Source organism: Candidatus Alkanophaga liquidiphilum, from assembly GCF_053996935.1.
Genome location: NZ_JBMXYC010000051.1, coordinates 15,130 through 33,282 on the forward strand (window position 1 = coordinate 15,130; position 18,153 = coordinate 33,282).

Genomic DNA, 18,153 nt, shown 5'->3' on the forward strand with positions numbered 1-18,153 from the left:
TCAGAGCAGTCTTGAGCGTTGGAGCAACAGTAGGTCCTCGGTGCTTATTTTCTTGCCCTCCATGAACCTCTCGTAAATCTCTTTTGCCTTCTTGCGTGCCTCCAAGCGTTCTCTGAAGTCTCGGTCTTCATACATCTTACGGTAAATGCCCTTGATGACGCGGTCGAAGTCTCTGGCGTCCCGCTGGTGTCTTATGAACAGGCGGTGCGCCTCGTCGGCGGAGCGTTGCGCTTCGAGGAACTTCTGATGGGCGGCGTCCGCACGGGCACGGAGCCTGTCCGCCTCACGGTAGCATTCCACCATGCTCTCGTGGTGTTGCTGGGCGAGCTTTGCGTATTTTATGAGCTGCTTGTGATGCTCGTCAGCCTCAGCCTTTAAAACCTTCGCTCTTTCGAGCAGCTCCTTCAGCTTCTTGTCCCGTTCAAGCTCTTGCATCTTCACATCCAGCTCTCTCCTAAGCTCCGCAATCCTCGCAACCAGCTGCCGCTCCTGCTCAATGCTCATCACCCGAGTCTGCTGCCGCAACTCGAGCTCGTCTATTTTCCGCCGCAGTTCCTCGAAGGAGCGGATAATATCCAGCTTCACTCCGTTCTTCCTGCGTAGTTTCTCTATTTCTGCGTAGCACTGGCGGACTTTCTCGTTCAGTTCGTCCCGCTTCACCTTCATCTCGATGACTTTCTCGTTGTTCTCGTCCCGCAGCCTTTTATATTCTTTAGCCTTTTCGATGGTCTCATGGACTTTCCTGTTGAGCTCGTTACGGATCTCTGCCCACTTGCTCGCCTCAGCGTTCAACCTGTTGCGTAACACCTCAAACTCCGCCGCCTTTCTTGCCAAATCGTCCCTTCTTGCCTCCAATTCTTCTAACATTTACTGACGCCCGTTGTTGATTTACGAGGGGGAACAACTGCGCCGCCTGAGCACAATGTCTTCGAGGGGAAGTTTGTTAAGGCATTATTTAAATGTTACTTTTATTATTTACGAGGAGTCGGGAAGTAGTGCTCCTCTTTGAGCCCTACAACGCATGTTGAGTTTTATTCGAATTATTTTATTAAAATAAATGCATTGGCAACAGATGCCGTCATTTCTTCTCCCATTTGTAAAGCTCAAGGACCTGAGAGAGGGTTTTTCCTCTTTTTATTTCCGCCCGCACCCGCTCTTCCATCTTCCAGACTTCGAGCGCCCGCCTCGCAATCTCGTAAGCCCGCTCCTTTGGGACTACGACGACGCCGTTGTCGTCACCTACTATCCAGTCGCCGGGCTTGACTTCTTGCCCGCCGCATTTTATCTCGGCGTTTATCTCGCCGAAGCCCTTAGGCTCACCCGCATTCGGAACGATGTGCCGTGCAAACACTGGAAATCTTATCCTCCGAATCTCATCAACATCCCGAACGGCGCCATCTATCACAATCCCCGCAATCCCTTTGTTCTTGCAGCTCCATGATGCCAATTCGCCCCAAGGGGCGATTTCATGTGAGCCTGCATAAATTACAATCACATCGCCCTCACCGGCGATGTCGATGGCTTCCACGGGCTTTGCCCAGTCGCCTTCGAAAGTCTGGACGGTTACCGCCTTCCCGACCATTTTTATGCCCTCGAAGAGTGGTTTTATCCCCTTCATCACGCCCTTACGGTGCATGGCATCGCTGATGTTCGGCGTGGAGACCTTCATAAAGATTTCTCGAATCTCCTCCTCCAGCTCCTTCTTCCTCCGCACCTTCACCTCGGCGGCGTCGATGGCCTCTCGAATCTTCCGTGCGGACTCCGTAACGTTCGCCGAGCGTATTATGTTGCCGCCAACGATAACAATGTCCGCTCCCATACTAACAGCAGCCGCCGCACCTTCGGCGTCGAGCCCGCCGCCGACCGCAATTGGGATATTGACCGTCTCTGCAACCTTCTGCAAGATGTCAAGCGGGTCCATGCCGACCATCTGCTGGTCGATGCCGACGTGCACGCAGACGTAATCCACACCCATTTCCTCGACTTCTTTCGCCCGTCGCACGGGATCTTCGTGGTTTATAATGTCCACCATGAGCTCGACGCCGTATTTACGAGCGGAACGCACCGCATCTTGAATCGTGGAGTCGTCAGAGACGCCAAGAATCGCCACGATGCTTGCGCCAGACTTCGCTGCCATCTCAACCTCTATGGCGCCAGTATCTATCGTCTTCATGTCCGCTACGACCTTCCTGTCCGGGAACGCCTCCCTTAATGCTCGAACGGCATCCATACCCTCGCTTTTTATGAGCGGCGTCCCTGCTTCTAACCAGTCTGCACCGCCTTCTATGCTCTCTTTAGCTATTTGGATCGCCCTTTCCAATTCGAGGACGTCGAGCGCAACTTGAAGTATTTTCCTGCTCATCTGTTTCTTAATGCATCGTCTCTACTAATAATGCTGCCGTTTAGAATGGGAAGCCTTGGGCGGGACTCGAACCCGCGACCTCCTCCTTACCAGAGAGGCGCTCTTCCGACTGAGCTACCAAGGCTCACTTTTAGTTACCCTCTTAAAAATTAAAACTTTTTCATCATACGGAGCATGAAAGTCATAAGCGTCGTCGGGAAGAAGAACTCGGGGAAAACCGCACTCATAGAGCGTTTAGTTTCGGAGTTGCGGAGCTACGGGCGGGTAGCATGTATAAAGCATGCGCAAGAGCTTGACGTTCCGGGTAAGGACACGCACCGCATTTTTGACGCGGGAGCAAGCGTCGTCGTGGGCGTAGAAATAAAAAGAGATAAGATGTTGCGTGTTGAGCGGAAAAAGGGACTAAAGGAGCTGCTTAAGGAGTTCGAGGCGCAGGGCTTCGACTTCGTGCTCGTGGAGGGCTTTAAGAACAGTGATTTGCCGAAGATACTTGTGGGCGAGTTTGATGGAGATTTGAGGGGGGTGGTTGTGAGGGTGGATTCTGAGGATGTGGGGAGGGATGTGAAGGTGAAAGAGGTCCTGAGGCTTTTTCTTAGCTCTGACATTTTTGAAATGAGTTTTGGGATGGAAGAGAAGAGGTGTGAAGATGAGCAAGAGAGGTAAAACGTTGGTAGAAAAAATTTTGAGCGCCCGCCTCGGGAGGGACGTAGAGACTGGCGAGATTCTGACGCTCGACGTGGACTTGGTGTTTGCGCATGATGGAACGCTGCCACTGGCGATTCAACAGATGGAACAGCTTTGCGTCCGTAAGGTTTTCGACGCCTCGAAGGTTGTGGCAATTTGCGACCATGCGACGCCGCCGCCCTCGGAGCGGGCTGCGAACGTCCACGCCTTCATGCGGAGGTTCGCCGAGGAAAACGGCATAATGCTCTTTGAGAATGGCGACGGCATCTGCCATCAACTAATTCTTGAAAATTTTGCGGCGCCGCTCAAGATAATCGTGGGTGCGGACTCGCACTCCACGACACACGGTGCCCTTGGAGCATTCGCCACAGGTATGGGTTCCACGGATGTCGCCGCCATCCTTGCGTTCGGGAAAACTTGGGTGAAAGTGCCTGAGAGCTTCAAAGTCATAGTGGAGGGCGAGCCTCCGCCACACGTCTCTTCAAAGGATATTTTCCTCAGTTTTATAGGGGAAATCGGCGAGGACGGCGCTGCCTACATGAGCGTTGAATTTTCAGGCGACGCCGTTGAGAGAATGAGCGTGGAGGCGAGGGCGACGCTTTCGAACATGGCGGTCGAAGTTGGAGCGAAATGCGGGCTTTGCGCCGCTGACGAGCGAGTTCGGGAGTTCTTAAGGAGACACGGGCGGGAGCACGAGTTTCGTGAGCTTAAGCCTGATGCCGATGCGGGATATGCGGATGAGCTTGTAATCGAAGCTGAGAAGCTGGAGCCGCAAGTGGCGTGCCCGCACCGTGTCGAGAATGTGAAAAGCGTTTCTGAAGTCGAAGGGTTGGAGGTGAACGTCGTCTGCATCGGCTCTTGCACGAACGGGCGGCTTGAGGACTTACAGGCTGCCGCTCGAATTCTGAAGGGGCAGCGGGTAGCGAGCGGTGTGAGATTAATCGTATGCCCGGCGTCCCGCAGAGTGCTCCTCGAAGCATTGAAGGCGGGGTTCGTTGAGATTTTCTTGAAGGCGGGCGGCATGCTCGTGCCGCCGAGCTGCTCGTTTTGCATAGGACGGACGTTCGCCCTTTCAGACGGTGACGTCGCTCTTTCAACACAAAACCGCAACTTCAAAGGTCGCATGGGCAACAACAATGCCGAAATCTACCTCTGCAGTCCTGAAACTGCGGCAGCGAGTGCCATTAGAGGAAAAATAACTGACCCAAGAGCCTTGGGCAGGACGTAACTATGTTGTCAAATCCGAAACATCACCTCAACCGCTCGTAAGGCTCCAACGGCTCGAAACTCTTAACTTCCACAAGCCGCTTCACATTATACCACCTCGTTCACCACGAGCGGCTCACGGCTTTACGCTTTACGGCTCAGCGGCGCTCACACTCTCCAAAAACATCAGCGGGTATTCTCCATCGAATTTCAGCCTCGCTCGCACCTCAACGCCCCGATACTCGACGACGAGCCACACGTCGAGCATATCGCCGCAAAGCTCGCAGTAACCGAACCTCGTCGTCCGCTCTCTAACTTTTTCCCGATTTATTTCAACTTTAACGGCTTTCACGTAGGGTTGCAAGGAGACACTCCTCGTAATGGCGTTCTCAACCACCTTTATAGTCTTAAGGCTCAGCGGCGTCCCAATGAACTGGTGATAGAGCGCCCCGAGCTTTATTCCCGCCTCGAAGACCGCAATATCCCTATCGGAAACGTCCCCCGACATTCACTTCACTTCCCCAAGAGAGGTAAGCACGCATAAATGCTTATTAATGCAAGAAGGACTGCGGACGGATAGGAAAGCGGTAGTGAGAATGCATAAAACGCAAAAAGAATGAGGATAAGAGCGCCGCCGCACGCCTGCGGGACGCCATTAACTTTTGGATATTTCACCCTACTAACCATCAAGACGCTCAGAACTGCCATCAAAAGCACGACGACGAAAAGGATGAAATCGTCAAAGCGCGGAACCGCCAGCAGCAACAAAGACAAAAACATGCCAGCGGCGGTTATCGGCAAGCCTTCAAAACCCTCAATACTCAATCTCAGAGACGTGGCGTTGAACCGGGCGAGGCGAAGCATTCCGCACGTGACATAAGCGCCACAGAACACGCACGTAAGCGTGTGCGGAAACGCCACGTAGACGATATAAGATGGCGCCACGCCGAAGGAAATTAGGTCTGCGAAGGAGTCGAGAAACAAACCGAGCTCGGAGCGCTCGAAGCCACGTGCGACGGCGCCGTCTATACCGTCGAAGAGCGCTGCGAGCAGGATTAAAAGTAAAGCTTCTTTCATGCCTATGACTGCCCAGAGTATCGCGGAAAATCCCAAAAGGGCATTGAGCACACTAAAAAGGTCAGGCAACCTTATCTGGCTTAAAATGCTCGCTTCTTCCATTTAATTTTGCATTGTCGGTATTACTAAATCACTCTTCCCCCTCGCCGTCTTCGTCCTTACTGCTTGCTCCGAGGTAAAGGAAAGTGCGGAGGCTTTTGCTGAAGTCGCTCCATACGCCCTCGCCCTCCCGCTGTTCTCGCTGCTGCAAAGCTTCGCTCTGCGCACGCAAAAACTCATTAACCCTCGCATCAAGGAGGTCCGCATAGCACAAGGCGCTCGCCTCTGCGAACCTCGGCTCTATCGGCGAGCCCCACTTTCGATGGCAATGGTGGCTTGTGATTAAGTGCCGCAGCTTCAAACAAAGCTCCTCCGGCAGCCCCAAGCCCAAGCTTGAAAGCTCTTTGAGCTTCTCGTTCAGCATTTCGAGACTGAGAAGGACGTGCCCGACAAGCCCGCCCTCCACGCTCACGTCAATAATGTTTTCAAACTCGTAGCCCCGAATCTTGCCGATGTCATGCAGGATGGCGCCCGTGAGCAGTAAGTCTCTGTCAAGCTCGCCGTAAAGTTCGGCGAGCAAGTCGCAGATTTTCATGACTGCATGTGTATGCTCGATAAGCCCGCCGATGTAGGGGTGGTGATACGTTTTGGCGGCGGGTGCCGTCTTGAACTTCGCAACGAAGGCTTCGTCGTCGAGAAACGAAAGCACGAGCCGCCGCAAATGCTCGTCCTCGAAAGAAAGCGTCGTCGCTCGTATCTCGGAAAGCAAACCATCCACGTCTTTCTCAGTTTTCGGCAATAAATCCTGCGGCGAAAGCTCGTCGCATTTGCTTATGTCGTAAGGCTCGAAGATTATTTGAAGCTCGTCTTGGAAAGACTCAACAGTGCCTTTAATTTGTACGACGTCGCCGACGCTCACGAGTGCAGAAACCTCCTCAGCCCCCTCCCAGCACCTCGCAGTTATGCTTCCGGTACCGTCCATGAGCTTCAACTGCAGAAAAATGCCGGGCTTCGTCTTGAACTCCCGCAACTCCTTCCCTACAACTAAAAAGAAATCATCCACATCCTCGCCCTCTCTGAGGTCCTTGACGAATTTCTTTTTCATCATTAAACATTCGTCTCTGAAGTTTTAATCTTCTCGTCGATGCGACTATCGAGCATGCGAGGCGTGAGCAGCAAAACACGAGCGTCGAAGACGCCAAACCAAGTCCAAAGCCGTATATTCCCCCTTTATCGTCTTGAGGACAAGATACGTGTCCACCTGCTCCACGCCCTCTATTTTCTTTATTTCTCGATGACGTTAGCGCATTCCTCGTTCCCGAAGATTTGAAGCTGGTGAGGAGGTCGTAATCGCTAAAGCAAGAAGGCGACGTTTGTCGTCGGAAATTACGAGGAGCCCGTGAAAAAGCTCCTACCGTCGAGGCTCAGGTGGCTTCAGAAATGGATTATTGATGTCGGATACTGGATGTACTAAAGGGGACTCAATCTGTTTCTCGCCATATACTTCGACAATTTCGAAGTGAAAACGAATAACGCCGCGAAATGTGTAGGTGACGGACATGGTCCAGCAGGCTTATCAAATAAAATACCAAAATGTATTTTTGGATTCGAGGACGTGATGCCATTCCAGGTTCGTCACGCTCGTTAAGGTTTAACGACTGCCGCTACTAAGGAACATCATGACGTTATTATTACGATTTCCTTGACTATGCAGCCTCGTCCCTTCACGATGCGCACGTCGAAGCCGTCGCATTCCGGACATTGGAGGATCGGTGGGCTGAAGTGGTAGGCGAAGTCGTCGGCGTAGCGCACGCCGCCCTCGTAGCCGCACCCCTCACATTTGATTTCAGCCTTGACGCTCTCGATGACGAGCTTCGAGCCTCTCAGCACGTCCGACTGCTCAGCCAACACCTCGAACGCAAACCTCAACTGCTCCTCGCAAAGGAAGGAGAGCTCGCCAACCTCCAAACGCACCTCTTTGACCCTTGCGTTCCGCCGCCGAGCTTCTTCTTCCACGACCCGTACGACCTCCGCCATCGTTGAAAACTCATGCATCAGATTTATTTTCTCATAACGCTTAAATGACATTGGTTACTACGAACCCACAGCCAAAAGCCAGCCTCCGTGGGGTAGTGGATATCCTTGCGGCCTCCGGAGCCGCGGACCCGGGTTCGAATCCCGGCGGGGGCTTCTTTTAATTTACCGGCGGCAGGTGTTGGAATGAGAATCGCAGTTCTACGGCGTGAGAAGTGCCAGCCGAAAAAATGCTCGCAGGAGTGCCTGAAATACTGCCCGATGGTCAGGACTGGCAAAGAAACTATAGTGCTCGATGATGGCGGCAAGCCTGTAATTTCGGAAGAGCTTTGCGAGGGGTGTGGGATTTGCATTAAAAAATGCCCGTTCGGTGCGATTTCGATAGTCGGCTTGCCTGAGGAGCTGAAAGGCGGAGAGGTTCATCGTTACGGCAAGAACGGCTTCGTCCTCTACGGGCTGCCGATTCCAAAAGAGGGGCGAGTCATCGGGATAATCGGGCAGAACGGCATCGGAAAAAGCACCGCTGTCAAAATACTCTCAGGCGTGTTAAAGCCTAATCTCGGCAAGGAGAAGGCAAGCTGGGATGAGGTCGTAAAGAGCTTTGCAGGTTCAGAGCTGCAGGCTTACTTCGAAAAACTCAGAAGCAATGGCATCAAAGCTGCTTACAAGCCGCAGTATGTGGATTCCATCCCCAAGGTCTTTGATGGAGAGGTGCGCACGCTTTTAGAACTCACGGACGAGATCGGCATGCTCGACGATGTTGTCAAAATGTTAGAGCTTGAGCACACGCTCGACAACAAAATAAAAAGCGTGAGCGGCGGTGAGCTCCAGAGAATAGCGGTCGCAGCCTGCATCCTTAGGGACGCTGACTTTTATTTTCTTGACGAGATCACGCCATATCTCGACATCTACCAGCGGGTGAACGTCTCAAAAGTCATCACGGAGTTCTTGGCGGAGCGTCGTAGGGCGGTCGTGGTCGTGGAGCACGACCTTGCGATTCTCGACATGTTAGCAGATGTTGTCCACATCGTCTACGGGAAGCCCGGCGCCTACGGCGTGTTCACGCAGCCGAAAAGCGTGCGGGTTGGCATCAATGAGTATCTGCGAGGCTACCTGCCGCAGGAAAATGTCAGGATTCGAGACAAACCGATAGAGTTCGAGGTGCGTCCGCCGAGGGAGCATAGGGAGCGCCGCACGCTCCTAAAATTTGGAGCATTCACGAAGAGCTACGACGGTAAGTTCAGGCTCCACACGCACGGCGGCGAGCTCGAACACGGCGAGGTCGTCGGCATCGTCGGCAGGAACGCCATCGGGAAAAGCACGTTCATAAAAGTGCTGGCGGGCGTCCTCAAGCCCGACCCCGACCCTGACGGCGGCGAGACTCCTCTTGAAGAAAACATCAAGGTCTCCTACAAGCCGCAATACCTGCGTGGTGACCTCGAAACCACCGTTCGGGAACTCCTCAGCTCGATAAAGCCGCTGGATGCCGCCGAAACCTTTGAAATCGTTGAGCCTCTTGGCATCAACGAGCTTTTGGAACTTAAAGTTAGCGAATTGAGCGGTGGCGAGCTTCAGAGCGTGGCAATTGCCGCCTGTCTGCTCCAAGACGCCGACATTTACATGCTCGACGAGCCTTCTGCGCATCTGGACGTGGAGCAGCGAGTTAGGGCGACGAAGGTGCTGCGGCGCTTCGCAGAGAAGCGGGAAACGGTGATGCTCGTCGTCGACCACGACATTTACATGATTGACCTACTCAGCGACCGGCTCCTCGTGTTCGTCGGCGTCCCCGGCGCCGAAGGCGAAGCCCTTGGTCCCTTTGAGATGAGAGACGGCATGAACCGCTTCTTGAAGGATTTAGGAATAACTTTCCGCAGGGACGAAGCTTCAAAACGCCCAAGAGTGAACAAACTCGGCTCAAGACTCGACAAGGAGCAGAAGAGGCGGGGAGAATATTATTACGCACGCCTCGTCAACGCCCTGTAGCGATGATGCTTCTCACTTGAATTCGTTGTTGAGACGCTACGGGGAAAAGGCGCATCCAAGCTAAATCAAACAGAGAATAAACTTTTAAATAAGCAAGGGATAAAAAGATGGACGCCCGTGGTGAGGGGGCGGAGGGCATGCATGTGGGGGAAGCTTTAGTAGGGGAGGAGCCTGAGGTTGCGCACATAGATTTGGTCATAGGGAAGAAATACGGACCCGTAGGGGCAGCGTTTGCGAATGCGCTAAGCCAGTTGTCAGCGGGGCACACGCCGCTACTTGCGGTGATAAGACCGAACTTACCGGTAAAGCCTTCGACGCTCGTCGTGCCAAAGGTTACCATCCGTAACATGGAGGATGCTGCAAAAGTTTTCGGACCGGCGCAGAGTGCCGTCGCAAAGGCAGTGGCAGACGCCGTTGAGGAGGGCGTCATCCCCGAAGACCAAGCAGAAGAACTCGTGGTCATCGTTAGCGTCTTTATTCACCCAAAAGCAAAAGACTACAACAAAATATACAGATACAATTACGGAGCGACGAAACTCGCAATAAAAAGGGCGATGGAGGGGTTCCCGAACGTGAAGAAAGTTCTTTATGAAAAGGATAGAGCGAGGCACCCGCTCGTCGGGCTGAAGCAGACGAAGCTTTGGGACCCTCCGTATTTGCAAGTTGCTCTCGATATTCCGAACTGGAGCGGGATGCGGACGGTCGTAGAGCAACTGCCGAGAAGCGACCACCTCATCATCGAAGCTGGGACGCCGCTGATAAAGAAGTATGGACTCGGAATCATTGAAAAAATAAAAGAAATACGCCCTGAGACGTTCGTCGTCGCCGACATAAAGGTTCTTGACACCGGGAACCTCGAGACGAGGCTCGTCGCTGACGCCGGTGCGGACGCCGTCGTGATTTCGGCATTGGCGCCGCTCAAAACCATAAAAAAGGCGCTGGAGGAGGCGAGGAAAACTGGAATTTGCGCCGTGATAGACACTTTGAACGTTTCCGACCCTGTGGAGTTTGCAGAGACGCTGCAGGCGGGCGGCTTGGTCCCAGACGTGATAGAACTGCATCGAGCCATAGACGTGGAGGCTAACGAAGCACACGCATGGGGGAACATACCTGCGATAAAGGAGAAGCTGGAAAAGACGCTCGTCGCTGTTGCGGGCGGTATAAGGGAGGAGAATGCCGCTGACGCCCTAAAAGCGGGCGCTGACATCCTTGTCGTCGGCAGGGGAATAACAAACGCAAAGGACGTGGAGGGAGTGTGCCGGCGCTTCCTAAGGCTCATGAAGGAGGAAATAGACCAGTATCGAGTAATGACGGACTTTTAGATGAGAGCGCCGATTATGAGGAGCAGCAACAACGCTACTACCAGCACCATTATCGGCGACAAGAAGAAGCCAACTCCATACGCCATGCCCACCAATACCCTCCTAATACCACCACGAAGCAACCTAGCTATGAGCATCAAAATCCTTTTTATAAATCTATCTATGCCTGCTGCGAGTGTTATCAGTGTGGGTCTTGGACCGAGGGCTCTTGCCCGCATTAGCAGCTCTTTTTCCAGTACTAAAAAGCCCTTTTCCGTCAATTTCACACGCTCGCTCAAATAGCCTTCCCTCGTCAAGAGCCTTATTCTTTCCTTGACGCTGTTCCTATCGACATTTATCTCTCTCGAAATGGCTTCCGGCGTCCTGTATCCAAAAGATATCGCTTTCAATATAAGATAGTCCAGCTCCTCAACGTCGTTTCTCATATCTTCACGACAATGGCTTTTTTATATAACGAACATTAATAAAGTTGTCGCAATAAAAGGAGGTGGTTGACGTGGAGGAATTTGGCTTCCTTGCCGACATAATAGGGAACGTTGTTAAGAGCTTGACAGGAGTAAACATAGTATTGACGCTGGAAGACGTGACTCTCGACCTCGGCTTGATAGGCTTTACGCTTTCAGGGAAGGTAAAACTCTCAATCGAGGGTGAAGAGGAAGAAGAGTGATGGTGGAGGGCAGAGGAAGAATAAAGGTAAACGTCGGTAATAAGGAGTTTGCAACCATTGAGGTTAGGGGTAAGAGGCTCGACGTGGACGTTACCAATCTCGCAGCGGGCAGAGGACTTATAATACGAATGCTACCTGCGATTGCTTCAGGCGGATTTTCAGAAGTTTCCAGTGAGGTAAAACTGCTAAGCGTAGTGGGGGAGCTATTAGAGAGAAAAGGCTACATGGTGGATGTCAAGATTGCCGGAGAAGCTGTTGCGAGGATGGGCGTCGCCGCGAGGCATAACCCCCTTGGACCTGTGGAGGTGTGTAACCTCAGATGGCTCCTCAGAAATCTCATAACCTCTTTTTTTAAGTTTCGTGTGTAGCTCCCGTTTTTCGCTTATCTCTCTTTTTCCGCCTTATTTTCCTCGTCACCTTTCTGATGAGCTTTTTTATGCTTCTTGGTATGTTCCACATCGTCAGTATTACCTTTGAGATGACCCCCACAACTTTCATGACCAACGCTACGACGAAGACGAGAAGCCATCGCACCCCATAATCAACAACGTTCAACAGGCTCGCCATTACCCTTGTAACCAGCCCCCGCCTCGCCTCGAGCTCTGCACTCACTTGTTCTACCATATCTTTATCTATGAGCGCATACCCCTTACTTGTTAACATTAACCGGTTGAACATGTAAAACCTGTCAAGTATAGGAACGTGTATCGGCAGAAGCCCCTCCTTGGCGATGTAGCCCCCCAGCATTAACTTCTCTATCTCCGCCAACACAACTTCACGGTCTATGTTCAATAACCTTGAAATGCTCCTCGGACTGAATCTGAGAAATACGCACGTCAATATCAAGCGGTCAAAACTCTCAAGGTCAAAGCTCTCAAGCCCCCCCATTCATATCCCCTAATCAAGGCTAAAGTGGAACTCTTCTTATAGCCTGCTCCTCTTTCACATTCTTATCTTATAAATCTTCCGCAGCCGCTCTTCTGGAGCGCCACGCCGCTCAGAATGCGCTCGTCTCCATGTATGAGCGAGTAGTACCGTGTCAATTCATCGTCAGCCGCCCTACCTACTTTTACATAGATAACAACGATATGTCAAAATCATTACACCCCCCATGAGCATTTACGCTACCACCTCAGCAAAACAGGCAACGCACATTCCCGTCATGCCGGGGGTGCACCCGTAATAGCCGATAGCAAAGTTCTTCGTCCATCGGCTCCTCCGCAATAAATAACATCCTCGACGCCTCTGCCATCAAAAGCAGCTTCCACAGAAGGATTTATCGAAAATCTTGGTTTCATCCGGGCATTAGCTAAGGAGTTGATACCGGAAACGAGAAAATCCATGATTGCGGAGAGAATGTTGGCTACACTCACAAAAAACCCCTTCTGCGTAACGCGGGCGTCAAAAGCTTCTTGCATACGTTTTATGATGTCGTAATCCAGCATTTTATAGCCCTCAGAAGTGACTCTATACTTAAAGAGACCGTCCCTTACCACGCATCTCTTTGAGACGAGGTTCTCTAAAATGTTCTTAATAATGCTCTCCTCGACGCCTGTGAACTTTGATATCCGTTTTGCCCCCCAACATCTGAGGAACACGATAACGAGCGTTAGGTATTCCAGCCGCTCCATAACGGACGATAATTATGACGTAACATTTATAATTTTCTCAAACGGCGGTCTTTCAAAGGACTTCTAAATTAATTTCCAAACGTATTCAGTTAAATTTCAAATACTGTGGGGGCAATGTTCCCATATTTGAAAGAAGGCTATGTATATTGGCAGATTTTTAATAGACAGTCTGAAAACCTGTTAGCGATGAATACAAAGAAATTCCGGGAGTTTAGGAGAGGAATGGGTATAATAGTGCTAGCGCTGTTGCTCTCGCTGTCGTCGCCGGCGTCGGCATACAGCATGCAGCGGGTGACCGCCATTCCGTATGACGACGAGGTGGGAGAACTCACGAGTTACTACATCACCTTTGAGCCCATACAGACCGTCCCCAAGGGGGGATACGTCAAGATAACTTTCCCCGAAGGCTTTGTCCTCGACCCGGGGATGGTAAGCGTGCGCAGGACGACGTTGTGCGACCTCGTGCTCGAAGACGTCAGAGAGAATACCGTGATTCTTTTAGCGTGGAAGCCTGTGCTAGCAAAGGTAATATGCACGGTCGTGCTGAGCAACATACAAAACTCGCCAGCGGAGAACAAATACAACATCGTTATCACGACCACCGACGCCGTCGGCAACGTAATCGACGGACCAACGTGCTCTGCACCGTTTAAAATAAAAAAGCCGTCAGCAACAGCAGTAGCGATGGCTTCAATTATCTCTGAAAAGGCCATGGCAACGGATGCATCTCTCAGTTCGGGCGCCGCTTCGGAAACAGCGGTCAGCGCCGCTAACGCTGTAGAAGAACTAATTTCGCTCGTAAAGGAGATACTAAATGCATTGGCGTAATTTATCCACCGTTTCTGATTAGCGGCAGAGGCGGGCTTTGTTAAAAACTATAAAATTTATAAATAATGATGAAATAAAAAGGCTCATGGTAAAGTTTGCGACCGAAGAGTGGATGAAAGAGTTCTGCAGGGCAATGAATGAAAACGAGAAGTTCAGAAAAGCATCGGAGAAATGGGAGACACCCATTCTGTTCATCGTGGATGATAAATCCAAATATCTCGAGGCCGACGTATTTCGAGGCGAGTGCCGGGGAACGAGAGAAGTCTCAAGCCCTGAAGAGTCAAAAGCTGGATTCCACCTCTCCGCAACGTATGACAACTGGGCTAAGATCGCCAGAGGCGAGCTGGGACCCGCGAAGGCTATAACCATCGGCAAGATGAAAGTGGTGAAGGGCAGCAAGATGAAAGTGCTTACCAACATTGGACTGTTCCTCGCCATGGTGGACGCTATAAGGAGCATAGACTCTATAACCGAATATTAATTTTATTTTTTACAGTTTTCTCATAGCTGGCTACTTGGTATAACGGCGTTTTTAAGTAATAATTCAATCGAAAACAGATCGGAGCCTGAACCTCGCCATTAACAAATAGCGGACGTCCTGCACACGATATACCTTGAGGCTCCTATGCCCGCACCTACACCGACGCCAACTCCGACGCCGACGCTTACGCCCACCCCAAGTCCATCTCCAACGCCGGAGCCGAGCGTCAATATAAGTGTGGACAAGGGCGAATACCATGTAGGCGACGTAATGCTCATAAACATCACGCTGAGGAACCCAACAGACAATACAGTGAGCGCATATTTTGTCTGGAGCTTCGAGGTTCCTGAATATGGCATCAAGAAAACGTTGATCGTCACGAGGATAACGCTGCCTGCAGGTTTTGATAGAACATTCACGCTGTGCATGAGGCTCCCTCCTTTCCCGGTGAGCTTTGAGGCTTGTTGGCACGTCGCACTTTATGACGCTGAGACCCTAACGCTGATAAGCGAGAACTACGCAGAGTGGAACTTCGTGCGGTGGTATCTGAAGAAAGCTTTATATGTAACGCCCAAGAGAATATTATTGATACCGTGCTTGCCTGTGCCATTAATTGGTAAAGGGGGTTGATTAATGTTAAGCTTGTAACAACCACTCATGGCTACTGCTTTTGTATTAAAAAATCCACACGACTGGAGACTGAAGAACTATAAGTGCTTTATTAATTCTTCCCAATTTTGTGAGGTGGTAGCATGCTAGCGCCTTTGCCGACATTTTTGGTGATGGTTGCCGCAGTGCTTGTAGCTACTCTTTGCGGCGCAGTAAAGGCAGAGGTTATTGAGGATGACTTCAGCACCGATACAGGGCTTTGGAAATATGCCGGCGACGCCTACCGTGACGCGACGAACGGTTACGTGGCTCTCACAAGGTCGGAGCCCGGATGCCGGTACGGGCTGATATGGCTGAACATGAGCATCAGGGAGCCCTTCACTGTGGAATTTAAGTATAGAATTGGCGGGGGTGGCGGAGCTTTCGGCGGAGGGGACGGCATGGTTTTCGCTTTTTACAAGAAGACCGATTACACGCCGTGTCCGGGAGGGGGGCTTGGATTCACTCAAGCCGGAGTAGAGGAGGGCACCCCAGTCCCTGGCTATGGTGTTGAATTCGATGGCGTCAGGAACAAAGGCGACCCCTCGCCCAATCACATCGCCCTGATAAAAGACGATATCGAGAGCCACTTGATCTACGTGAACGACAGCAGGTCTGAGGACAACGGATGGCACGATGTGAGGGTGGAAGTTGGCGAAACTTCGGTTAAAGTTTACCTCGATGGCGAGCGTTTATTCTCGTGGACCGGGCCGCTGGACAGGACGTTCGGAGGCTTTGGGTTCTCCGCAGCCGCATGCGCTGAGTGGAACTGGCACATAATGGACGATGTGCGGATAACTTTGGAGGAACAGGTTCCTGCTCCGGAATTCAATGCCCTCGAGCTGCTCGGCTTAATCGCATTGAACATGGTTGTCGCAGTGGCAATATTGAAAAGAAAATGATCGTTCATCGAGAGAGGAGCACCAAGAGCATCATTGAAAAATAGAAAGGCGCTGTGGTCATAATATTTCCCTATCTATTTTTAGTCTCAGCCGCTTGTGATGCTTTCTATCTGGATACATGAGGCTTAAACTTATAACGATGATCGCCGTAATTTCCCACATGGATGCTTTATCAAAGGAGACGACAAAGATCATGCTAGAAGTGCTGGCGAAGATGGACGAGGAGATAACGGCAGCAATTGAGACCCTAGAGATTCTGAGCGACGAGGAGCTGCTTAAGAGCATCGAGGAGGGCTTGGAGGATATTAAAAGGGGCGATGTTCTCCCCCTCGAAAAGTTCCTTGAGAAGCACGGATACAAATGACTTACCAGGTCGTTGTCTCAAGGAAGTTTGATAGGAGGTTTTCTAATCTTAGTAGGGAAGTCCAAGACCGGATAGTGGAGAAGCTGAAGGCTCTACAAGAGAGGCCTGAGCTGGGGAAGCCCCTGAAAGGCAAGCTCAGAGGACTTCGCTCGCTAAGGGTCGGAAAATACCGTATAATATACCAAGTTGATGAAGATAGCAAGGTTGTCAGGGTCATAACTGTGGGACGCAGGGAGGAGGTATATGAACGATTTTAGCTCTTGACGCTCTAATTAGATCAAAAAGAGCCTGCAAGCCGAGATGTCCGCATAAGAAGTGGAAGCGGTCTGCCTGCGAGGCAAAAAGCAACCCTTATTTATACGTATGATTCCGTAGTGAATTGTATGAAAGTGAAGCTGACCCTCAGCATTGAGAAGGAGGTCGTGGAGCAAGCAAAAGAGCTTTTCCCGAACCTTTCCGCCACTGTCGAGACCCTGCTGAGAGCCGCCATCAAAGGGGATATAAGCGTGGAGGCGTTGCGGCGGGCGGAACTTGCGGAAAGGATGGAAAGCAGCCACCTATTAACAGATCGGAAGTGCGCCGACCGGGATTCGAACCCGGGTCACAGGCTTGGAAGGCCTGGGTCATACCGCTAGACCATCGGCGCTCATTACAACTTTCGTTTTATTTTTATAAGAGTCGTCACAAAAAGTCATTGCTCCTACAGGACGCACTGGAGGAGGAATATTAAGACTGTTTGCTTGGGGCGGCTGCTCACCAAAGTGCTGCGGTAAACTCACGGCATCCTCGAAACGAGATGCGGAACGGCATGCGAGACTGTTCGCCCTTTACGAGGCACACCCTAACCCGCCTCAACCGGCTTGAGGCTCCTGACTTTAGTTGTGCTGCTTCATAAATAGTTAAGGACGTGTCCACATAACATAAGCCCACCGCAACCGATTATAGTATAGCATAAAAACTTACAGAACACATTCCAGTTTCTAACGGATTAAAACAGCTAATTGAGAAAAGAGCATCTTTATCCGCTGCTTCAGCGAAAAAACACCAACCTACCGAGCTTCATAATCTCACCGAAATACGCATGTATAACCTTATCTCTCAGTCCAGCCATACTTCTCCAAGGAATATTAGGATATTTCTTTCTTATGTCTTCTGGTATATTTTTGACTGCTTCTCCAATAATTTCTATGGCTCTGGTAACTGCATATACGGTTTTAGTATCTTTAACGAAATCATCGTATAACATATCTTTTGTGAATTCCATAGCGTTAGTCATAGCTTCAAGAATGTCCTCAATATAGTCGCCAATTTCCCTTTTCATAGATATACCACTTCACTTAAGATGCGTCTACCAATTCTTGGCCTTAATGCGGATTTTTCAACCAAATCAACCTTTACCCCAAGCAAATCGCTGAGATAATTTTCTAATTCAACAAATTCTAAAAGACTAATCTTCGCATCAGGCTTAAATTCCACTAAAATATCAAGATCGCTTTCTTCTTTAGCCTCTCCTCTTAAATAAGAACCAAAAATACCGAACTCTTTAATTCCATATTTTTCTTTCAGCTCTTTTTCGTGCTTTTTAAGAATTTCCTTTATCCTGTCAAGCGATTTTTTCATTTTGCCACCTATTATTTTGTTTCATTCTTGGTTTTTAAATATTCACCTGTTAGGCATGGGCGATAGTCCCAAAGTGAGCGACAGCGAATGTAGAGTCAGGGATAACGGGTACATTAATCATTAACTATGGATAGCTTCCACCAAATTTTTGTATTTAGTTTTCTTCAATCGTTCATATAAAAATTTAGTTACATTTTTTGTTTCTAATGCCTTATGAAATGCGCATTCTTCCTCTTTGAAGATGAATGCATTATGTATGGCTCTATTATAAAAAGTGCTGTGCTTAGAATTATCTAATGCGTTTT

At 50.5% G+C, this 18,153-nt stretch carries 24 protein-coding genes, 3 tRNA genes and 1 pseudogene; 14 read left to right on the forward strand and 14 right to left on the reverse strand.

Annotated elements, in window-relative coordinates; genetic code table 11:
• From ACXJJA_RS06870 to ACXJJA_RS06880, 3 genes are all read right to left on the reverse strand, one after another.
• A complete protein-coding gene (locus tag ACXJJA_RS06870; RefSeq protein ID WP_456487473.1) occupies positions 1-867 on the reverse strand; it encodes a coiled-coil protein in 867 nt (288 codons plus the stop codon).
• A 211-nt stretch (positions 868-1,078) separates the two neighbouring features.
• Positions 1,079-2,362: a 3-hexulose-6-phosphate synthase gene (hxlA, locus tag ACXJJA_RS06875; protein WP_456487474.1), complete on the reverse strand. Its 1,284-nt coding sequence runs from the start codon at positions 2,360-2,362 to the stop codon at positions 1,079-1,081.
• A gap of 51 nt (positions 2,363-2,413) precedes the next feature.
• Positions 2,414-2,486, reverse strand: a tRNA-Thr gene (locus tag ACXJJA_RS06880).
• Between the two features lie 50 nt (positions 2,487-2,536).
• On the opposite strand from ACXJJA_RS06880, the gene mobB reads away from it, so the two are divergent.
• On the forward strand, positions 2,537-3,025 hold the full coding sequence (mobB, locus tag ACXJJA_RS06885) for a molybdopterin-guanine dinucleotide biosynthesis protein B (protein ID WP_456487475.1): 489 nt from the start codon (positions 2,537-2,539) through the stop codon (positions 3,023-3,025).
• Positions 3,009-4,274, forward strand: a complete 1,266-nt coding sequence (locus tag ACXJJA_RS06890) for a 3-isopropylmalate dehydratase large subunit (protein ID WP_456487476.1) — start codon at positions 3,009-3,011, stop codon at positions 4,272-4,274. Before mobB ends, ACXJJA_RS06890 begins: the two co-directional genes overlap by 17 nt.
• Before the next feature lie 129 nt (positions 4,275-4,403).
• Here the strand turns inward: ACXJJA_RS06890 and ACXJJA_RS06895 are convergent, their stop codons facing one another.
• The 4 genes from ACXJJA_RS06895 to hypA all read right to left on the reverse strand — a co-directional run bounded on the left by ACXJJA_RS06895 (position 4,404) and on the right by hypA (position 7,456).
• Positions 4,404-4,760 carry a dihydroneopterin aldolase family protein gene (locus ACXJJA_RS06895; RefSeq protein WP_456487477.1) on the reverse strand — a complete coding sequence of 119 codons (357 nt, stop codon included), beginning with the start codon at positions 4,758-4,760 and terminating at the stop codon, positions 4,404-4,406.
• A gap of 5 nt (positions 4,761-4,765) precedes the next feature.
• Positions 4,766-5,431 carry a CDP-diacylglycerol--serine O-phosphatidyltransferase gene (gene pssA, locus ACXJJA_RS06900; RefSeq protein ID WP_456487478.1) on the reverse strand — a complete coding sequence of 222 codons (666 nt, stop codon included), beginning with the start codon at positions 5,429-5,431 and terminating at the stop codon, positions 4,766-4,768.
• A gap of 28 nt (positions 5,432-5,459) precedes the next feature.
• A complete protein-coding gene (locus ACXJJA_RS06905) occupies positions 5,460-6,476 on the reverse strand; it encodes a 3'-5' exoribonuclease YhaM family protein (protein WP_456487479.1) in 1,017 nt (338 codons plus the stop codon).
• Between the two features lie 569 nt (positions 6,477-7,045).
• Positions 7,046-7,456: a hydrogenase maturation nickel metallochaperone HypA gene (hypA, locus tag ACXJJA_RS06910; RefSeq protein ID WP_456487480.1), complete on the reverse strand. Its 411-nt coding sequence runs from the start codon at positions 7,454-7,456 to the stop codon at positions 7,046-7,048.
• 30 nt (positions 7,457-7,486) lie between these two features.
• Here hypA and ACXJJA_RS06915 point away from each other — a divergent pair.
• From ACXJJA_RS06915 to ACXJJA_RS06925, 3 genes are all read left to right on the forward strand, one after another.
• A tRNA-Arg gene (locus ACXJJA_RS06915) sits at positions 7,487-7,558 on the forward strand.
• 30 nt (positions 7,559-7,588) lie between these two features.
• A complete protein-coding gene (locus tag ACXJJA_RS06920) occupies positions 7,589-9,385 on the forward strand; it encodes a ribosome biogenesis/translation initiation ATPase RLI (RefSeq protein WP_456487481.1) in 1,797 nt (598 codons plus the stop codon).
• Between the two features lie 107 nt (positions 9,386-9,492).
• Positions 9,493-10,707, forward strand: a complete 1,215-nt coding sequence (locus tag ACXJJA_RS06925) for a bifunctional 5,6,7,8-tetrahydromethanopterin hydro-lyase/3-hexulose-6-phosphate synthase (RefSeq protein WP_456487482.1) — start codon at positions 9,493-9,495, stop codon at positions 10,705-10,707.
• Here the strand turns inward: ACXJJA_RS06925 and ACXJJA_RS06930 are convergent.
• A complete protein-coding gene (locus tag ACXJJA_RS06930) occupies positions 10,704-11,132 on the reverse strand; it encodes a hypothetical protein (RefSeq protein ID WP_456487483.1) in 429 nt (142 codons plus the stop codon). The genes ACXJJA_RS06925 and ACXJJA_RS06930 overlap by 4 nt on opposite strands.
• Positions 11,133-11,194: 62 nt before the next feature.
• Between ACXJJA_RS06930 and ACXJJA_RS06935 the strand changes: the two genes are divergently transcribed.
• Complete coding sequence (locus tag ACXJJA_RS06935) at positions 11,195-11,374, forward strand: hypothetical protein (RefSeq protein WP_456487484.1); 180 nt, start codon at positions 11,195-11,197, stop codon at positions 11,372-11,374.
• Positions 11,374-11,742, forward strand: a complete 369-nt coding sequence (locus tag ACXJJA_RS06940) for a hypothetical protein (protein WP_456487485.1) — start codon at positions 11,374-11,376, stop codon at positions 11,740-11,742. The genes ACXJJA_RS06935 and ACXJJA_RS06940 overlap by 1 nt, the downstream gene beginning before the upstream one ends.
• Here the strand turns inward: ACXJJA_RS06940 and ACXJJA_RS06945 are convergent.
• Both ACXJJA_RS06945 and ACXJJA_RS06950 read right to left on the reverse strand, forming a co-directional pair.
• Positions 11,726-12,262, reverse strand: coding sequence for a hypothetical protein (locus ACXJJA_RS06945; RefSeq protein WP_456487486.1), 537 nt, complete (start codon positions 12,260-12,262; stop codon positions 11,726-11,728). The genes ACXJJA_RS06940 and ACXJJA_RS06945 overlap by 17 nt on opposite strands.
• Positions 12,263-12,534: 272 nt before the next feature.
• Positions 12,535-13,005 carry a hypothetical protein gene (locus tag ACXJJA_RS06950; protein WP_456487487.1) on the reverse strand — a complete coding sequence of 157 codons (471 nt, stop codon included), beginning with the start codon at positions 13,003-13,005 and terminating at the stop codon, positions 12,535-12,537.
• A gap of 186 nt (positions 13,006-13,191) precedes the next feature.
• Here ACXJJA_RS06950 and ACXJJA_RS06955 point away from each other — a divergent pair, with 186 nt between their 5' ends.
• From ACXJJA_RS06955 to ACXJJA_RS06985, 7 genes and pseudogenes are all read left to right on the forward strand, one after another.
• Complete coding sequence (locus ACXJJA_RS06955; RefSeq protein WP_456487488.1) at positions 13,192-13,833, forward strand: hypothetical protein; 642 nt, start codon at positions 13,192-13,194, stop codon at positions 13,831-13,833.
• A gap of 85 nt (positions 13,834-13,918) precedes the next feature.
• Positions 13,919-14,314: an SCP2 sterol-binding domain-containing protein gene (locus ACXJJA_RS06960; RefSeq protein WP_456487489.1), complete on the forward strand. Its 396-nt coding sequence runs from the start codon at positions 13,919-13,921 to the stop codon at positions 14,312-14,314.
• 144 nt (positions 14,315-14,458) lie between these two features.
• Positions 14,459-14,944 carry a hypothetical protein gene (locus ACXJJA_RS06965; RefSeq protein ID WP_456487490.1) on the forward strand — a complete coding sequence of 162 codons (486 nt, stop codon included), beginning with the start codon at positions 14,459-14,461 and terminating at the stop codon, positions 14,942-14,944.
• A 122-nt stretch (positions 14,945-15,066) separates the two neighbouring features.
• Complete coding sequence (locus ACXJJA_RS06970) at positions 15,067-15,864, forward strand: L-type lectin family protein (RefSeq protein ID WP_456487491.1); 798 nt, start codon at positions 15,067-15,069, stop codon at positions 15,862-15,864.
• A gap of 118 nt (positions 15,865-15,982) precedes the next feature.
• Positions 15,983-16,228, forward strand: coding sequence for a hypothetical protein (locus ACXJJA_RS06975; protein ID WP_456487492.1), 246 nt, complete (start codon positions 15,983-15,985; stop codon positions 16,226-16,228).
• The gene (locus ACXJJA_RS06980) at positions 16,225-16,485 is read left to right on the forward strand and encodes a type II toxin-antitoxin system RelE family toxin (RefSeq protein ID WP_456487493.1); all 261 of its coding nucleotides are present in this window, start codon (positions 16,225-16,227) and stop codon (positions 16,483-16,485) included. The genes ACXJJA_RS06975 and ACXJJA_RS06980 overlap by 4 nt, the downstream gene beginning before the upstream one ends.
• Before the next feature lie 126 nt (positions 16,486-16,611).
• A pseudogene (locus ACXJJA_RS06985) lies at positions 16,612-16,779 on the forward strand (type II toxin-antitoxin system CcdA family antitoxin); the annotation flags it as partial.
• A 24-nt stretch (positions 16,780-16,803) separates the two neighbouring features.
• Here ACXJJA_RS06985 and ACXJJA_RS06990 read toward each other — a convergent pair.
• The 4 genes from ACXJJA_RS06990 to ACXJJA_RS07005 all read right to left on the reverse strand — a co-directional run.
• Positions 16,804-16,874: transfer RNA gene (locus ACXJJA_RS06990), tRNA-Gly, on the reverse strand.
• A 384-nt stretch (positions 16,875-17,258) separates the two neighbouring features.
• Positions 17,259-17,549: a HepT-like ribonuclease domain-containing protein gene (locus tag ACXJJA_RS06995; protein ID WP_456487494.1), complete on the reverse strand. Its 291-nt coding sequence runs from the start codon at positions 17,547-17,549 to the stop codon at positions 17,259-17,261.
• Positions 17,546-17,848, reverse strand: coding sequence for a nucleotidyltransferase family protein (locus ACXJJA_RS07000; RefSeq protein ID WP_456487495.1), 303 nt, complete (start codon positions 17,846-17,848; stop codon positions 17,546-17,548). Before ACXJJA_RS07000 ends, ACXJJA_RS06995 begins: the two co-directional genes overlap by 4 nt.
• 120 nt (positions 17,849-17,968) lie before the next feature.
• Positions 17,969-18,153: hypothetical protein (locus tag ACXJJA_RS07005; protein WP_456487496.1), on the reverse strand; the 185-nt coding region annotated here is incomplete at its 5' end.

Coding starts and splice junctions, on each gene's coding strand:
- ACXJJA_RS06870 (WP_456487473.1), bottom strand. CDS start 867: ATGTTAGAAGAATTGGAGGCAAGAAGGGACGATTTGGCAAGAAAGGCG.
- hxlA (WP_456487474.1), bottom strand. CDS start 2,362: ATGAGCAGGAAAATACTTCAAGTTGCGCTCGACGTCCTCGAATTGGAA.
- mobB (WP_456487475.1), top strand. CDS start 2,537: ATGAAAGTCATAAGCGTCGTCGGGAAGAAGAACTCGGGGAAAACCGCA.
- ACXJJA_RS06890 (WP_456487476.1), top strand. CDS start 3,009: ATGAGCAAGAGAGGTAAAACGTTGGTAGAAAAAATTTTGAGCGCCCGC.
- ACXJJA_RS06895 (WP_456487477.1), bottom strand. CDS start 4,760: ATGTCGGGGGACGTTTCCGATAGGGATATTGCGGTCTTCGAGGCGGGA.
- pssA (WP_456487478.1), bottom strand. CDS start 5,431: ATGGAAGAAGCGAGCATTTTAAGCCAGATAAGGTTGCCTGACCTTTTT.
- ACXJJA_RS06905 (WP_456487479.1), bottom strand. CDS start 6,476: ATGATGAAAAAGAAATTCGTCAAGGACCTCAGAGAGGGCGAGGATGTG.
- hypA (WP_456487480.1), bottom strand. CDS start 7,456: ATGTCATTTAAGCGTTATGAGAAAATAAATCTGATGCATGAGTTTTCA.
- ACXJJA_RS06920 (WP_456487481.1), top strand. CDS start 7,589: ATGAGAATCGCAGTTCTACGGCGTGAGAAGTGCCAGCCGAAAAAATGC.
- ACXJJA_RS06925 (WP_456487482.1), top strand. CDS start 9,493: ATGGACGCCCGTGGTGAGGGGGCGGAGGGCATGCATGTGGGGGAAGCT.
- ACXJJA_RS06930 (WP_456487483.1), bottom strand. CDS start 11,132: ATGAGAAACGACGTTGAGGAGCTGGACTATCTTATATTGAAAGCGATA.
- ACXJJA_RS06940 (WP_456487485.1), top strand. CDS start 11,374: ATGGTGGAGGGCAGAGGAAGAATAAAGGTAAACGTCGGTAATAAGGAG.
- ACXJJA_RS06945 (WP_456487486.1), bottom strand. CDS start 12,262: ATGGGGGGGCTTGAGAGCTTTGACCTTGAGAGTTTTGACCGCTTGATA.
- ACXJJA_RS06950 (WP_456487487.1), bottom strand. CDS start 13,005: ATGGAGCGGCTGGAATACCTAACGCTCGTTATCGTGTTCCTCAGATGT.
- ACXJJA_RS06955 (WP_456487488.1), top strand. CDS start 13,192: ATGAATACAAAGAAATTCCGGGAGTTTAGGAGAGGAATGGGTATAATA.
- ACXJJA_RS06960 (WP_456487489.1), top strand. CDS start 13,919: ATGGTAAAGTTTGCGACCGAAGAGTGGATGAAAGAGTTCTGCAGGGCA.
- ACXJJA_RS06965 (WP_456487490.1), top strand. CDS start 14,459: ATGCCCGCACCTACACCGACGCCAACTCCGACGCCGACGCTTACGCCC.
- ACXJJA_RS06970 (WP_456487491.1), top strand. CDS start 15,067: ATGCTAGCGCCTTTGCCGACATTTTTGGTGATGGTTGCCGCAGTGCTT.
- ACXJJA_RS06975 (WP_456487492.1), top strand. CDS start 15,983: ATGAGGCTTAAACTTATAACGATGATCGCCGTAATTTCCCACATGGAT.
- ACXJJA_RS06980 (WP_456487493.1), top strand. CDS start 16,225: ATGACTTACCAGGTCGTTGTCTCAAGGAAGTTTGATAGGAGGTTTTCT.
- ACXJJA_RS06995 (WP_456487494.1), bottom strand. CDS start 17,549: ATGAAAAGGGAAATTGGCGACTATATTGAGGACATTCTTGAAGCTATG.
- ACXJJA_RS07000 (WP_456487495.1), bottom strand. CDS start 17,848: ATGAAAAAATCGCTTGACAGGATAAAGGAAATTCTTAAAAAGCACGAA.